Genomic DNA, 12909 nt, shown 5'->3' with positions numbered 1-12909 from the left:
GCGAGCCGAGGCACCGATCAGGCGCTCGTAAAGGAAGCGATAGGCCGCGAAGTTCGGCAGCCGATCCTGCCCGAGATCGAAAGCTGAAAGGGTGATAAGCATCCCGACGAACGGCTCGATCATGTCGAGGCCGCTGTCGTCCGGCACCTGCAGGCGGAGGTGATCGATCTGCTTGTAAAGCCTGGCCTGGCCACGGATCGACGCGGCCTCGGCCTCGTCGCGCGCCCAGCACTCGATGGGATCGCGGCGGCCATAAGCAACATCGAGCGATCGGCGGATGTAGCGCTGCGTCGCTTTCGGGAAGCTCGCAAACTCCTTCATCTCCGAGATCAGCATCGCGCCGCTCGCCGGCTGGCTGGTCCGCGTAATCATGAACCCGACTCCTTTTACCTAGGCGGGATCATGCTGCGGTTTGGATTGAGATTATCTTAACCACAGTCCCACCCCCCGTTCAGATTGAATCAGAGGGGAGTCAGCGCCGCAAGGGCAGAAATTGACCGGAGCGGTCAAAACTGTGGATTGTTGAATTATTGCAACGTGACGTCGGTCCCTGGACGTCGAGACTATTCGGGAAAGCCGGACGACGGCACGGGCTCGTCGCTCTGGCCGGGCTGAGCCGCGGCCGGGGGATCGGAGGCATCCATCGATTCGTCGCTGCCGACGTCGACCTTGGCATCAAGGTCGTCGGGGTTGCGCTTGAGTTTCCGTTCCAGGCTGCGTTCGGGAGGCGCGGAAAAGACGGGCGGCGGAACCTGCTTGCCCTGGTCGTCCTTGTCGCCACCGCCTTCGCTCATTGCGCATCTCCTGTCCGCCACCAACGAGCGGCCCGGAGGCTCGTTCCAACGCCCGATGGTCGGCGACTTTCGACCGGCAGCAGTCGCCTTTCTGCCAATGCGGTCCGAACCGGTTCCCGCAAGCAGCGATTGAGCGCAAGGTCCGATCATGCTGATGATGCCCGCCGTGCCGCGTCGTACCCGCTTTGCAGACTGGCCCCTCGCCCTGAAGTCGATCCTCGGCTTCTGGCTGTTCTACGCGGCGACCGTCGTCGCCCGGGCCTTCCTTGGCTCGGACCCGCTGACCACGGTCGAGAACAAGCTCCTCGTGATCGTCGTCGGAATCGCGCTCACCGCGCTCATCTATCTGACGATCGCCGGGTTCGGCATGGGCAGGTCCATCCGCGCCAAGGCCCTGATCGCGGTCGCGGCCTCGGTAATCGGATCCTGCCTGATGGCGGTAATGCTGATCTCTACCGAGGATCATCTGCGGCCGAGCCGCGAACAGTTCCGAGTCCAGGCGAGCGAGGGAATGGTGGTCGTCGCTCAGGACCGGACCCTGAAGATCGAGCGGAGAGCGGCCGAGCCGCTCGTCCTCACGTTGCCCAAGTTCGGCCAGCTCGATGCCAATCAGCGCTTCCGCTACGCCGCCGACGTCGCGGTCATCTGGTTGTTCTTCTTCCTTGCCTGGAGCGCCTTCTACATCGCCACCCAGGCGCAGTCGGTCGCGCTCGGCGCCCAGCAACGGGCGGCGGAAGCGGAGAGCGCCGCTCAAGCGGCGCAGCTCCGGGCACTGCGCTATCAGGTCAATCCGCACTTCCTGTTCAACACGCTCAATTCCCTGTCCTCGCTGATCATTGCGAACCGTGGCGAGGAAGCGGAATCGATGGTCCTCAAACTGTCGACCTTCTTTCGCCAGAGCCTCACCCTGGACGCCGGCGCGGACATCAGTCTCGCCGAGGAGATCGCGCTGCAGCGGCTCTATCTGGATATCGAGCGCGTGCGGTTCCCGCGCAGGCTGAAGGTCGAGGTGGATGTGCCCGCCAACCTAGAGAAGGCGCGCCTGCCCGCTCTGATCCTTCAGCCGCTGGTCGAGAATGCCATCAAGCATGCGGTATCGCCGACGCGCGACACCGTGATCCTGCGCATCGCGGCACGTGAAGCAGGACCGGGCCGCTTCGCGATCGAGGTCGAGAACCGCGGCGGCCGCCCACTCGCCAGCAAGACCGTGGACGTCGACGGCACCGGCGTCGGCATCACCAATGTCCGCCAGCGCCTTTCCGCGCGCTTCGGGTCGCTTGCGACCTGCGCGTACGGGCCGACCGGCGACGGCGGCTATCGAGTCGAGCTTCTGTTGCCGCTGGACCTGCAGGACTGAAGGAAGCGGCATGGCGGAGGGGGCGATGCGGGTTCTGATTGCGGACGACGAGCCGCTTGCCGCCGAGCGGCTGCAGCTGCTGCTGTCCCGCTGCGCCGGCGTCCAGCTCGTCGGGACCGCCAGCGATGGAGAAGGCACGGTCGAGATGACGGCGGCGCTCGGTCCCGACCTGCTGTTGCTGGACATCGCCATGCCGGGCCTCGACGGAATCGAGGTCGCCAAGGCACTGGCCGAGCGGCAACCGAGCCCCGCGGTCGTGTTCGTTACCGCTTTCAACCATTTCGCCGTCGCCGCCTTTGAGGTCGCGGCCGTCGATTACCTGATGAAGCCCGTTGAGCCGGCGCGGCTGCAGCGCGCGCTCGAGCGGGCCCGCGACTATCTGGAGCGCCGCGAGACGAGGCCGCGCGCGCACCAGCCGAGCTCGCCGCAGCTCGAGGAGTTCTGGGCGTCCGACCTCACCGGGCTGGTCCGGATCGCCGCTCGCGACATCGATCGGGTGTCGGCCGAGCGCGACTACATGCGCCTGCACGTCGGCCGGCGGAGCTGGCTGATCCATCACTCCATGGCCGCGCTCGAGGAAGGGCTGGACTCCGACCTCTTCGTCCGGCTGCATCGCTCGGCGATTGTCCGCAAGGACTTCATTACGGGCTTCACCCGGAGCGCGTCCGGCCGCTGGATCGCCCGTCTGATGGACGGCAGCGAGCAGCCGGTCGGCCGGCTTTATTCCGACCGGGTGCGATCCATCGCGGGCCGTTGACCAGGCCCATCGGCGGACCGGTTGACGATCGCCGCAAGGGTCACGTCCCACGCGACGTTGCCGACCGTCCGGAAGATGTCCGGTATCATTTCGACCGCGACCAGCAGACCGAGCGGTGCGATCGGTACTCCGAGCGCCAGCGCAATTGGTGCGATCGAGCTGATGTAGCTGACCTCGCCCGGCAGGCTGACGGCGCCGTAGCTCATGACGGCCCCGACCGCGGTGGCGGCGACGATCTCCGCCATGCTCGGATGCAGACCGAGCCAGTGCGCGACATAGATCGCGACCGCGATGTTCATTGCCGGGCCAGTCGCGCGGAAAAGGGCGACCGCGATCGGCAGGCTGACGTCCGCGACCTGCTCGCGAACGCCGATGTCGCGCGAGGCGGCAAGCATCGCCGGCAATGATGCGAGGGACGAGCGGGTCGAAATCGCAACAGCCTGCGGCGCGATCATTCCCCGCGCAAAGACGCCGGGTCCGATGCGGCCGCCGACCACCGCGACTGGAAAGGCGAGCAGCCAGACAAGGATGCCGACGGCGGATATGAGCGCGATATAGTGGCCGAGACCCGCGAACGCCGCGCCGCCCGCCGTCGCTCCGACCGTGAATCCCAGGGCGAGCACTCCCAAAGGAGCGAACAGAAGCACCCAGCCGATGATGACGAGGAACGCTTCTCCGATCGTGTCGAAGAGGTCGACCACGGCCGTGCGGCGCTTCGGGGCTATGCGCCCCAACGCAAGTGCGAAGAGCAGCGCGAAGACCACCAGCGGCAGGATGTCGCCATTGGTCGCGGCCGCGAAGATGTTGGGCGGGATCACGCCCTTGAAGAAGTCGGCGATCCCGGGAAGCGGCGTCGCGGTCTTCTGCTCGACCCCGCCCAGCGCCTGCTGGAGTGCTGCGGCCGTCGACCGGGCGAGCGGCAGCGCGCGCGTCAGCAGCAGCATCGACACCGTCCCGAACACCGCCGACGCCGTGCAGAAGATGACCGTCCACACGACGCTGCGGCCGGCGATGCGCCCGCCCTGCGCCGCCTCGGCGCTCTTGGCGATTCCGACGACGAGCAAGGCGATGACCAGCGGAATCACGGTCATCTTGAGGCCGTTCAGCCACAGCGTGCCGACGAAATCCGCTGTACCGACCGCTGCCGAACGGACCTCTGCCGGCCACGCCGATGAGGCGATGCCGAGCCCGATCCCGACGACCAGCGCCACCAGTGGCCGGTAGGCCTGGTAGCTGTTTTCCGGCTTCGCCGTTGCCTCGGCGCTGCTCAAGCGGGCTTCTTGAACTTGAAGATAAAGCGGTCCGTGTGTCCGCGGATCCTGGCGTCGGTTGACAGGATGCTGTGGTCGTCGGTCGTGTTGCGCAGGATGTCGCTGCTTCCGACCAGGACGAAGCCGGCGCGCTTGAAGTCTGCCTTGACCACGTTCGGGTCGATCCGGTGCAACTTGTCGACGGTCGCCCGAGTTTCCGCATTGGGATTTGCGACATGGTCGACGACGCCGATCACGCCCCCCGGCTTCATCGAGTCATGGACGACCTTGAGGAACGCCGCCGGGTCCATCTTCGGGATGCCGTACTTGTCGCTCTGCCAATAGGTGTCGTGGTAATTGTCGTTGAGGATGACGAAGTCGAAGCGGTTCTTCGGCAGCGTCGGCGCTTCGAACGGGGTCGAGACGATGGAAACGTTTGGCGTTTTCGCTATGAACGCGTCGAACGCGGCCTCAGCGTCCGGCTTGAAGAATTGTTTCGGCTCCCAGACCGTGACGCTCCCCTTTGAGCCGACCGCGGGCGCCATGATCTCCGCCCAATAGCGATTGCCGCCGAACAGATCGAGGACCTGCATGCCGGGCCTGAGCCCCAGGAACCGGAGCACCTGAGCGGGCCTGCGGCCTTCGTCGAGCTTGACGTTGTCGGCCGAGCGGCCGGAAGCGGCGACGGCGGTAGCTATGGTCGGCACCGAAGACGGACGGGCCGCGATGGGACCGGCGAGAATGGCGAGAGCAACGGCAGATGCTGCGAAGCTGCGCATAGGGACTCCCCTTTTTCCGACTGTGCTGACCAGTAGAGCTCCTTCTAGCGCTGCCCGCAATGACGCGCCACTGGCCACGCGATCGCGCCAGGCCGAGTGCAATACGCGCCTTGCGCCCGCGAAATTCGCCAGGGTTGGCATCGTCACTGCCGTTCGAGCGTTGAAGCCCGCAAATCCAATCCAGGAGTCAATCAATGGCCGAGCATTCGGAAAGCATTACGACCTTGAACACCCTCATCGCGACTACGATCGACAGCATCACGGGCTATGAGGACTCGGCGAAGAACATCGACAACGAGCGGATGCGCGAAGTCTTCCGCAGCCGCGCCGACGAACGACAGCAAGTCGTCGAGGACCTGCGCGCCGAAGTCCGGCGGCTGGGTGGCGATCCGGAGGAGAGCGGCTCGTTGATGGGCAAGACCCACCAGCGCTTCGAGGACCTGAAGGCCGCGATCACCGGGCGCGACGAGAAGTCCATCGTCAACGAAGTCGAGCGTGGCGAGGACTATCTCAAGGAGAAGTTCGAAACGGCGCTCAAGGACGGCGATCTCGACAGTGATGCGCGCTCGGTGGTCGAGAACGCGTATCAGTCGGTGCGCGCCGGCCATGACCAGATCAGCCAGCTGAAGCACGGGCTCGAAGCCTCGGCCTAAGCACCTTCCAGGATATCGCCCTTCCGGGGGCGTGGCGACGGGGCGGCCGGGCCATGCCGGGTCGCCCTGTTTGCGTCAGTAGCCCATCAGCGCCAGCACTTCGCGGCGGCTGCGCTCGTCCTCGCGGAAGGTGCCCATCATCCGGCTGGTGGTCATCATGACGCCGGGCGTCTGAACGCCGCGCGCAGTCATGCAGGCATGGCTCGCCTCGATGACGACGGCGACGCCCTTGGGCTGGAGATGGTCCCAGATCGCGTCCGCGACCTGCGCCGTCAGCCGCTCCTGTACCTGCAGCCGGCGCGCGAACCCGTGGAGCACGCGGGCGAGCTTGCTGATCCCGACGACCTTGTGGTCGGGCAGATAGGCGATCGCCGCCTTGCCGATGATCGGCGCCAGGTGATGCTCGCAATGCGACTGGAACGGGATGTCGCGCAGCAGCACGATCTCGTCATAGCCGCCGACCTCCTCGAACGTGCGCGCGAGATGCGCGGCCGGGTCCTCGCCATAGCCCTTCGCATATTCCTTCCACGCCTTGGCCACGCGGCGCGGAGTGTCGAGCAGCCCCTCGCGGTCGGGATCGTCGCCGGCCCAGCGGATCAGGGTTCGAACGGCTTCGGCGACATCGGCGGGGACGGCGGTCTCAGGGAGCCCAACCAGGTCTCCGTCGTCAGGCGTGTCGGTCACGGCCAAGCTCCTTCGCGATATCGTCGGCCACCGCCGCCGCCTGGCCCCGGATATCGGGGACGGCGACGATTTCCCAGAAGCGGCCCTTGGTCAGAGGACCGAGCGCCCACAAGGCCCTGGCGCCAGGCACGCGCGAACGCCTGTCAACCTCGACGCCCATGCCGAGCTCGTCCGGAGCGACAAGGCCATCGTGCAGCAAGCGTTTCAGCAGCGGGTCGCGAGTGCGAGCGATTGCGCCGAGGGGGCCGGTGCAATTGAAGACATAGTCGAAGCGCTCGGCCACAATGTCACGTTCGCGGCGGCGGCGAATGTCCACGGCGATTCCATCACCGTCGGGACGGGCGGCGACGATCCGGCCAGCGACGATTTCCAGCCGGCCCTCCGTCGCCATTCGAGCGATTGTTCGCGCGACCTCGGGCGCGATCCGGTGGCGGTGGACGTCCCACCAGGCGCGCGCGTGGCGGAGGAAGCGTCGCTGGTCGGCGGTGCTGAAACCCTGCCACAGCGCATGCGTGTGCGGCCTCAGGCTGTCGACGGCAGCCCGCCATCCGACCTTGGCGGAGCGCCGCCTGAGCCAGCGCAGCAACGGCAGCAATCGCTTCGGCACCGCATCCCCATCGACCGGCACGAGCGCGAAATCGGCATGGGAGCGCGGCACCTGGCCTCGGCGAGACAGCGCGACCGCCCGCCCGCGATGCCCGGCTGCGTCAAGCGACAGAGCGAGATCGACCATCGTCAGGCCAGTCCCGATAAGAAGCGCGCTGCCGTTCGTCCTCGAGAGCTCCTGGACCGCTGCCCGGGCATCATCGCCCCAGGGATTGTTGATGTAGCGCGGGCCGGTTTCGGCGAGCGCGCGCATCGGCTCGGGCTCCTGGTTGCCGTTGGCAAGCACCAGCGCGTCCGCGAAGATGCCATCTCCGCCGTCGAGCCCGACAATCCAGCCGTCACCCTCGCGGCCGGCGCTCACCGCCGCCTTATGCTCAACCTCTACGCAACCGCTCGCGACAGCATCGGCGAGGATATCCTTGAGGTAGCCGCCGAAAAATCGCCGCGGAGCGAAGTCCTCGCGCTCGCCGCCCTCCGCCTCGAACCGCTCGGCGAAATGCGCCGGCTCTTCGGCGAAGGCGCTCATTGCCTCGGCGCGGACGTTCAGCAGGTGCGCCGGCTCGCAGGTGGAATACGCAACGCCCTGCCCGGCCCGGTCGCTGCCGTCGAGCAGCAGCGACGCGACGCCGCGCCGGGCAAGCTGGGCGGCGAGTACCGTTCCTGAAAAGCCGCCCCCGACAATCGCGACCGGCACCCGCCGGTCAGATCTCATAGTCGGGCCAGCTCTCCGGGTTCGCGGCGCCTGCGCGACGTTTCAGCATATGGTCGTGAAGCCGCGCCACCGTCCGACCCGCGGTCTCCGTGAACCAGCCGGGCACCGCGGCATGGATCAGGCAGGCCGTGCCGGCACTGATCAACTCGGCGGAGATCCTGACTGCACCGGCCCCATGCTCCGCCCAGCCCATGCCGAGCGCTTGCGGATGCTCGACGAACAGCCTTCTGAGGCCGTGCTTTCGATCGTGGGAATGCGCCTGTCCTGCCACCTCTTACCCCCCGCAATCTGGTGACCCCGACAGGATTCGAACCTGTGACCTACGGATTAGGAATCCGGCGCTCTATCCTGCTGAGCTACGGGGCCGGCCGCCGCCAGGAATAGGCAGACGCGCGCCCGCAATCAATTCACTTGGCTCGGCGGAACGACGGGAAGCGGCAGGGGAGCGACGGCGATGCCGTCATCGATGAGCGACTTCGCGTCGGCGAGCGTCGCCTGGCCGTGCACGTGTTCACGAGGGATTTCGCCGTCGTGCATGGCGCGGGCCGTGGTCACGAAGCGGTCACCGACCCAGCGTGAGCTCTTCAGCATTTCGGCCTGGAGGGCGGCAAGACGAGCGAGCGGCTCGCTTCCACCCTTGCGCGGCACTCGCGGAGCCATCGGCGCCTTGACGATGTTGGTCGAGCCGCAGACCGGGCATTCGACCAGCCCGCCCGCGCATTGTTCCTCATAGTCGCTGCCGGATCGGAACCACGCCTCGAACGTCTCGCCGCCGTCCCTGCAATGAAGGTCGAAGACAATCATTGCCGCGCCGCCTCGCCGATGTCGCGGCGGTGCTTGAGCGCCGGAATGCGTGAGCGGACGTCGGAGATGCGCGCGAGGTCAATGTCGGCGAAGCCAACGCCTTGCCCGTCGCCCATGTCTAGCAGCACCTCGCCCCAGGGGTCGACGACCAGCGAGTGGCCGAAGGTGCTTCGGCCGTCCTCGTGCCGGCCGACCTGGGCCGCGGCGACGACGAACAGGCCGGCCTCGATCGCCCGGGCTCGCAGGAGAGTATGCCAGTGAGCAATCCCGGTCGGCACCGTGAACGCCGCCGGCACTGCGATCACGTCGGTCTCCGCTTCGGCGAGGCGGGCGAACAGCATCGGGAAGCGAAGGTCGTAGCAGATTGTGAGGCCGAGGTTGCCAACCGGCGTCCCGGTGACGACGACCGCGCCCTCGCCTGCCCGATAGGTCGCCGATTCGCGCCAGCTTTCGCCGGTCGGCAGGTCGACGTCGAACAGATGCATCTTGTCGTAATGAGCGCGCACCCGGCCGGTTCGATCGACGACAAAGCTACGATTGGCGACCTTGTCGTCGTCGAGCACCCCCAGCGAGCCGACGTGAATCCAGATCTCATTCTCGCGCGCCGCGTCGCAAGCAGCCGCGAGGACGACGTCTTCCGATTCGTCGCGGAGCTTGGGGCGAGCCCTCGCCGAGTCCTTGTCGAGCAGGTTCGACATTTCCGGGGTGAACAGCATCGCCGCGCCACCGCGCGTCGCCTCGCCGGCCGCAACGACCAGGGCTTCGGCATTGCGCTCTGGGTCGATCCCGGTGGTCGACTGGAAAAGGGCGATCCGGGTCATGCGACGAGCAGCGCCTCGAGCCGACCGGCGCGCTCCAGCGCCATCAGGTCGTCGCAGCCGCCGACGTGGGTGCCATGGATGAAAATCTGCGGCACCGTCGTCCGACCATTCGCGCGCTGGATCATCTCATCGCGCTTCGGGCCGCCGAAATCGATCACGATCTCATGGAAATCGACGCCCTTGCTGCTGAGCAGATGCTTCGCCCGCCAACAGAAGGGGCAGGTGGTCTTGCTGTAGATTTCAACGACATGCACGGGCTTGGTCCTTCCCAGCCGATACTTAGGCAGAAGGCTCAACGCATCAACAGCGAAGGTTTCACCACCCGCGCCCAGCTGATCAGCTCGACCCGCTCCGCGCCCGCCCGCTTGAGCGCCCGAGCGCAGGCCTCCGCCGTGCTGCCGGTGGTGAGGACATCGTCGACGAGGATGATCGTCTTGCCCCTGACTGCCGCCGGCTCCCGCACGCGGAAGGCGCCGGACACCGCCCGCCGCCGCTGCGACGCGCTCATCCCCTTGAGCGGCGGCGTCCGCCTCTGCCGGCTAAGGACCATCGGCGCCGCCGGGATGCCGATACGCCTGGACAGCTCCGTGGCGACCAGCGCCGACTGGTTGAAGCCGCGCCACCACAAGCGGCTGCGATGCAACGGCACGGGCACCAGCAGCCGCTCCCCGCCCTGCTCGACCAGCGGCGCCATGAAACGCGCCATCGTCTTGGCGATCGCGACCTTTCGGCCATATTTCAGCCGGATGGCGAGGCCGCGCGACACCTCGTCATAGGCGACCGCGGCCCGGGTCCGGGCGATCCGCGGCGGCCGCGCAAGGCAGACGGCGCAGCTGTCCGCCTCGGTCGCCTGAAGCGGCAGGCCGCATGTACTGCAGCCGCCGATGCCCAGGAACGCCACCTCGGTCCAGCAATCGGCACAAAAGCTGTGCGCCTCGCCGACGATGACTCCACAAGCCGAGCAACGTGCCGGAAGCACGAAGTCGAGCACGTGGCGAGCGGCGCCGCGGATGAAACTGGGCAACATGGCGTCTTGTCGCCGAGGCGGCCGCGACGCACAAGCGCGGCCGTGCCGCCACCGCTCTTCGATACTGCCCTGCGCGCGCTTCGGCGCGATCGCGCGGCGCGGTTGGGACCCGAGCTATTCCTGTTCGAACGGGTCTTCGAGGACATCCTGGAGCGCATCGGCGCAGTTCCGCGGCGGTTCGAGCGGGCGTTGCTCGTTGGTTGTCCCGATCCGACCGCCGCCGACCGGTTGGCGGACATCGCGGGCAGGGTCGACGTCATCGAACCCGGTCCGTTGTTCGCGGCGGCCGCCGGCGCCGCTACGGTCGTCGAAGACGCGTGGGAGCCTGAGCCGGGCCGCTATGACCTCGCCGTCGCCATCGGCACACTCGACACGGTCAACGACCTGCCGCGCGCCTTGCTCGCGATCCGGCTTGCCCTTGCACCCGGCGGGCTCCTTGTCGGCGCATTCGCAGGCGGCGAGACCCTGCCGCAGCTGCGCGCCGCAATGCGCTCGGCTGACGAGGTCGGCGGCGCAGCCGTGCCTCATGTCCATCCCCGGATCGAGCCGTCCGCGCTCGCGGGCCTGCTCGCCGCGGCGGGGTTCGAGCGGCCGGTGGTCGACGTCGACCGAGTGACCGTGTCCTACGCCTCGTTCGACCGCCTTGTCGCCGATCTCAGGCGGATGGCGGCGACCAACCTGCTAAGCGGCCGCAGCCGGCGTCCGCTATCAAGACAAGAGCGTGACGCCGCAGCCGCCTCATTCAGCGCCGCCGGCGACGGACAGCGGACAGTTGAAACCTTCGAAATCCTGCACGTCGCGGGGTGGACCGAAGTCCCTCCAGATTGAAGGTGATGGGACGTTAAGCATTCTCATCGTAAAAATTGTTAACCCGATCCGCGCTACAGCCGAAGCGTGGACCAAGACCAGAGGGAGGGTGGCGTGACCGCTATCCGGAAGACGTTGCGCAGGCTTCGCATCGACTCGCGCGGTGCAACCGCGATCGAATATGGGCTCATCGCCGCGCTGATCGTGGTCGCGATGATCGGCGCGCTCAAGAGCCTTGGCGGCGGCGTCGGCGGCGCATGGAGCAACCTCAGCACCACTGTCCAGACAAAGATGTAGGTGCGGCGGGACGAACGCTCCCGCCTGTCAGCAACTTGAATCGACCTGCTAACCGATGGCGAGGAACTTCGCCCGGCGCTGCTTGAGTAGTTCGTCGGGCCCGAGCGCGTTGCAGCCGTCGAGCTCCTCGACGATCGCCCCCTTCAGTGACCCGATCGCAGCATCCGGGTCGCGTTGTGCGCCGCCCAGCGGCTCGGGAACGATCCGGTCGATGACTCCAAGCGCAAGCAGGTCGCCCGCGGTGATCTTCATTGCTTCCGCGGCATCGGCGGCCCTGTCCGACGTTCGCCACAGGATCGAGGCGCATCCCTCCGGCGAGATCACCGAATAGACCGCATGCTCGAACATCAGGACGCGATTGCCCGCGGCGAGTGCGACAGCGCCGCCCGACCCGCCCTCTCCGACGATGGCGGCGATCAGCGGCACCTTCAGCGAGAGGCATGTTTCGGTCGAACGGGCGATGGCCTCCGCCTGGCCGCGCTCTTCCGCCTGGACCCCGGGGAAGGCGCCTGACGTGTCGACCAGCGTGACCACCGGGATCCCGAAGCGGTCGGCAAGCTTCATCAGCCGGATCGCCTTGCGGTAGCCCTCGGGCTTGGCCATGCCGAAATTGTGCTTGAGCCGGGAGGCGGTGTCGTCGCCCTTCTCGTGGCCGATCAGCATGACCCGGCGGCCGTCGATGCGGGCGAGGCCGCCGAGGATCGCGGCATCGTCGGCGAAGGCGCGGTCACCGGCCAACGGCACGAACTCGTCGGCCAGGCCGCCGACATAATCCTTGAAGTGCGGCCGGTCCGGATGACGCGCGACCTGCGCCTTCTGCCAGGGCGTCAGTCTGGCATAGGTGTCACGCAGCAGCTTCGATGACTTGGCCTCGAGCCGCCCGATCTCAGCGTCGATGTCGATCGCGCCGTTGCTCGCCGTCTCGCGCAGCTCGGTGACCCGGGTCTCCAGCTCGGCGATCGGCTTTTCGAAATCGAGATAGCTCTGCATGTCGGCGGGCGGGTAAGCGCAAGCCGCCGGACCGTCAACGACGGTCAGAACCGATGGCGCCTGTCAACGGCGGTCGGCCAGCGGGTGACGCGTATTGACGAGCTCGACCAGCCGGGCACTGTCTACATGTGTGTAGATCTGCGTCGTCGCGATATCGGCGTGGCCGAGCAGTGACTGAAGCACGCGCAGGTCCGCCCCACCCGACAGCAGGTGCGTCGCGAAGGCATGGCGAAGGACGTGTGGGCTGACTCGCTCGGGCGCGATTCCGGCGTCGGCGGCCATGTGCCGGACGATCTGGAACAGCCGCACCCGGCTGAGATGCTGCTTGCCGCTTGGAAACAGCCACATGGCGTCGCCTGGCACACGCCCGATCCAGCGCGCGATCGCGTCTTCAGCGCGGGAGGAGATCGGCACCAGCCGCTCCTTGGCGCCCTTGCCGCGAACGATCAGGAATGGCTGGCCCTTGCGCAGCGCGCCCCTGGGCAGGCTGACGAGCTCGGTCGCGCGCAGGCCCGAGCCATAGAGAAGCTCCAGGAGCGCGAGGTTGCGGACCGCGGCCGGTTCGTCGCTC

17 protein-coding genes, 1 tRNA gene and 1 pseudogene are annotated in these 12909 nt (G+C 67.2%); 5 read left to right on the top strand and 14 right to left on the bottom strand.

Annotated elements, in window-relative coordinates; genetic code table 11:
- Nucleotides 1–369, bottom strand: a pseudogene (locus JOZ79_RS03430) (hypothetical protein); the annotation flags it as partial.
- Nucleotides 370–563: 194 nt separating this feature from the next.
- Nucleotides 564–794: a hypothetical protein gene (locus JOZ79_RS03425; RefSeq protein WP_294070588.1), complete on the bottom strand. Its 231-nt coding sequence runs from the start codon at nucleotides 792–794 to the stop codon at nucleotides 564–566.
- 148 nt (nucleotides 795–942) lie between these two features.
- On the opposite strand from JOZ79_RS03425, the gene JOZ79_RS03420 reads away from it, so the two are divergent.
- The gene (locus JOZ79_RS03420; RefSeq protein WP_294070585.1) at nucleotides 943–2151 is read left to right on the top strand and encodes a histidine kinase; all 1209 of its coding nucleotides are present in this window, start codon (nucleotides 943–945) and stop codon (nucleotides 2149–2151) included.
- A gap of 25 nt (nucleotides 2152–2176) precedes the next feature.
- A complete protein-coding gene (locus JOZ79_RS03415; RefSeq protein WP_294070582.1) occupies nucleotides 2177–2908 on the top strand; it encodes a LytTR family DNA-binding domain-containing protein in 732 nt (243 codons plus the stop codon).
- On the opposite strand, the gene JOZ79_RS03410 is transcribed toward JOZ79_RS03415, so the two are convergent.
- Together JOZ79_RS03410 and JOZ79_RS03405 are read right to left on the bottom strand one after the other, a co-directional pair.
- Nucleotides 2872–4179: a dicarboxylate/amino acid:cation symporter gene (locus JOZ79_RS03410; RefSeq protein ID WP_294070579.1), complete on the bottom strand. Its 1308-nt coding sequence runs from the start codon at nucleotides 4177–4179 to the stop codon at nucleotides 2872–2874. The two genes, JOZ79_RS03415 and JOZ79_RS03410, sit on opposite strands and share 37 nt — an antisense overlap.
- A complete protein-coding gene (locus tag JOZ79_RS03405) occupies nucleotides 4176–4937 on the bottom strand; it encodes a methyltransferase (protein WP_294070576.1) in 762 nt (253 codons plus the stop codon). Before JOZ79_RS03405 ends, JOZ79_RS03410 begins: the two co-directional genes overlap by 4 nt.
- A gap of 194 nt (nucleotides 4938–5131) precedes the next feature.
- Between JOZ79_RS03405 and JOZ79_RS03400 the strand changes: the two genes are divergently transcribed.
- Nucleotides 5132–5590, top strand: a complete 459-nt coding sequence (locus tag JOZ79_RS03400) for a PA2169 family four-helix-bundle protein (RefSeq protein WP_294070573.1) — start codon at nucleotides 5132–5134, stop codon at nucleotides 5588–5590.
- A 75-nt stretch (nucleotides 5591–5665) separates the two neighbouring features.
- Here JOZ79_RS03400 and folE read toward each other — a convergent pair whose 3' ends face one another.
- From folE to JOZ79_RS03360, 8 genes are all read right to left on the bottom strand, one after another.
- On the bottom strand, nucleotides 5666–6274 hold the full coding sequence (gene folE / locus JOZ79_RS03395) for a GTP cyclohydrolase I FolE (RefSeq protein ID WP_294070570.1): 609 nt from the start codon (nucleotides 6272–6274) through the stop codon (nucleotides 5666–5668).
- Nucleotides 6258–7592 (bottom strand): FAD/NAD(P)-binding protein, encoded by a 1335-nt coding sequence (locus JOZ79_RS03390; RefSeq protein ID WP_294070567.1) that lies wholly within the window; start codon nucleotides 7590–7592, stop codon nucleotides 6258–6260. The genes folE and JOZ79_RS03390 overlap by 17 nt, the downstream gene beginning before the upstream one ends.
- Nucleotides 7582–7863: a DUF6356 family protein gene (locus JOZ79_RS03385; protein ID WP_294070564.1), complete on the bottom strand. Its 282-nt coding sequence runs from the start codon at nucleotides 7861–7863 to the stop codon at nucleotides 7582–7584. The genes JOZ79_RS03390 and JOZ79_RS03385 overlap by 11 nt, the downstream gene beginning before the upstream one ends.
- Nucleotides 7864–7881: 18 nt before the next feature.
- Nucleotides 7882–7958 (bottom strand) — tRNA-Arg (locus JOZ79_RS03380).
- A gap of 36 nt (nucleotides 7959–7994) precedes the next feature.
- Nucleotides 7995–8396 (bottom strand): DUF1178 family protein, encoded by a 402-nt coding sequence (locus tag JOZ79_RS03375; protein ID WP_294070561.1) that lies wholly within the window; start codon nucleotides 8394–8396, stop codon nucleotides 7995–7997.
- A complete protein-coding gene (locus JOZ79_RS03370) occupies nucleotides 8393–9217 on the bottom strand; it encodes a carbon-nitrogen hydrolase family protein (protein WP_294070558.1) in 825 nt (274 codons plus the stop codon). Before JOZ79_RS03370 ends, JOZ79_RS03375 begins: the two co-directional genes overlap by 4 nt.
- Entirely contained in the window at nucleotides 9214–9471 is a 258-nt protein-coding gene (gene grxC / locus JOZ79_RS03365) for a glutaredoxin 3 (RefSeq protein WP_294070555.1), read from the bottom strand. The genes JOZ79_RS03370 and grxC overlap by 4 nt, the downstream gene beginning before the upstream one ends.
- 38 nt (nucleotides 9472–9509) lie before the next feature.
- Nucleotides 9510–10244: a ComF family protein gene (locus JOZ79_RS03360; RefSeq protein WP_294070552.1), complete on the bottom strand. Its 735-nt coding sequence runs from the start codon at nucleotides 10242–10244 to the stop codon at nucleotides 9510–9512.
- 42 nt (nucleotides 10245–10286) lie between these two features.
- Here JOZ79_RS03360 and JOZ79_RS03355 point away from each other — a divergent pair, with 42 nt between their 5' ends.
- Both JOZ79_RS03355 and JOZ79_RS03350 read left to right on the top strand, forming a co-directional pair.
- Nucleotides 10287–11072, top strand: a complete 786-nt coding sequence (locus JOZ79_RS03355) for a methyltransferase domain-containing protein (protein ID WP_294070549.1) — start codon at nucleotides 10287–10289, stop codon at nucleotides 11070–11072.
- Nucleotides 11073–11174: 102 nt separating this feature from the next.
- On the top strand, nucleotides 11175–11348 hold the full coding sequence (locus JOZ79_RS03350) for a Flp family type IVb pilin (protein ID WP_294070591.1): 174 nt from the start codon (nucleotides 11175–11177) through the stop codon (nucleotides 11346–11348).
- Nucleotides 11349–11396: 48 nt separating this feature from the next.
- On the opposite strand, the gene JOZ79_RS03345 is transcribed toward JOZ79_RS03350, so the two are convergent.
- The gene (locus JOZ79_RS03345; RefSeq protein WP_294070546.1) at nucleotides 11397–12338 is read right to left on the bottom strand and encodes an acetyl-CoA carboxylase carboxyltransferase subunit alpha; all 942 of its coding nucleotides are present in this window, start codon (nucleotides 12336–12338) and stop codon (nucleotides 11397–11399) included.
- 63 nt (nucleotides 12339–12401) lie between these two features.
- A partial coding sequence (locus JOZ79_RS03340; RefSeq protein WP_294070543.1) for a tyrosine-type recombinase/integrase occupies nucleotides 12402–12909 on the bottom strand: 508 nt, incomplete at its 5' end.

This window comes from Sphingomonas sp., from assembly GCF_019242355.1.
In the GTDB taxonomy this organism is placed as follows: Bacteria; Pseudomonadota; Alphaproteobacteria; order Sphingomonadales; family Sphingomonadaceae; genus Sphingomicrobium.
Note: the sequence above shows the minus strand (reverse complement) of the source record. Positions and strands in the feature narration are given on the sequence as shown.

Bases quoted from the DNA above. Each gene is read 5' to 3' on its own strand.
- JOZ79_RS03425 (WP_294070588.1), bottom strand. From the start codon at position 794: ATGAGCGAAGGCGGTGGCGACAAGGACGACCAGGGCAAGCAGGTTCCG.
- JOZ79_RS03420 (WP_294070585.1), top strand. From the start codon at position 943: ATGCTGATGATGCCCGCCGTGCCGCGTCGTACCCGCTTTGCAGACTGG.
- JOZ79_RS03415 (WP_294070582.1), top strand. From the start codon at position 2,177: ATGCGGGTTCTGATTGCGGACGACGAGCCGCTTGCCGCCGAGCGGCTG.
- JOZ79_RS03405 (WP_294070576.1), bottom strand. From the start codon at position 4,937: ATGCGCAGCTTCGCAGCATCTGCCGTTGCTCTCGCCATTCTCGCCGGT.
- JOZ79_RS03400 (WP_294070573.1), top strand. From the start codon at position 5,132: ATGGCCGAGCATTCGGAAAGCATTACGACCTTGAACACCCTCATCGCG.
- JOZ79_RS03390 (WP_294070567.1), bottom strand. From the start codon at position 7,592: ATGAGATCTGACCGGCGGGTGCCGGTCGCGATTGTCGGGGGCGGCTTT.
- JOZ79_RS03375 (WP_294070561.1), bottom strand. From the start codon at position 8,396: ATGATTGTCTTCGACCTTCATTGCAGGGACGGCGGCGAGACGTTCGAG.
- JOZ79_RS03370 (WP_294070558.1), bottom strand. From the start codon at position 9,217: ATGACCCGGATCGCCCTTTTCCAGTCGACCACCGGGATCGACCCAGAG.
- JOZ79_RS03360 (WP_294070552.1), bottom strand. From the start codon at position 10,244: ATGTTGCCCAGTTTCATCCGCGGCGCCGCTCGCCACGTGCTCGACTTC.
- JOZ79_RS03345 (WP_294070546.1), bottom strand. From the start codon at position 12,338: ATGCAGAGCTATCTCGATTTCGAAAAGCCGATCGCCGAGCTGGAGACC.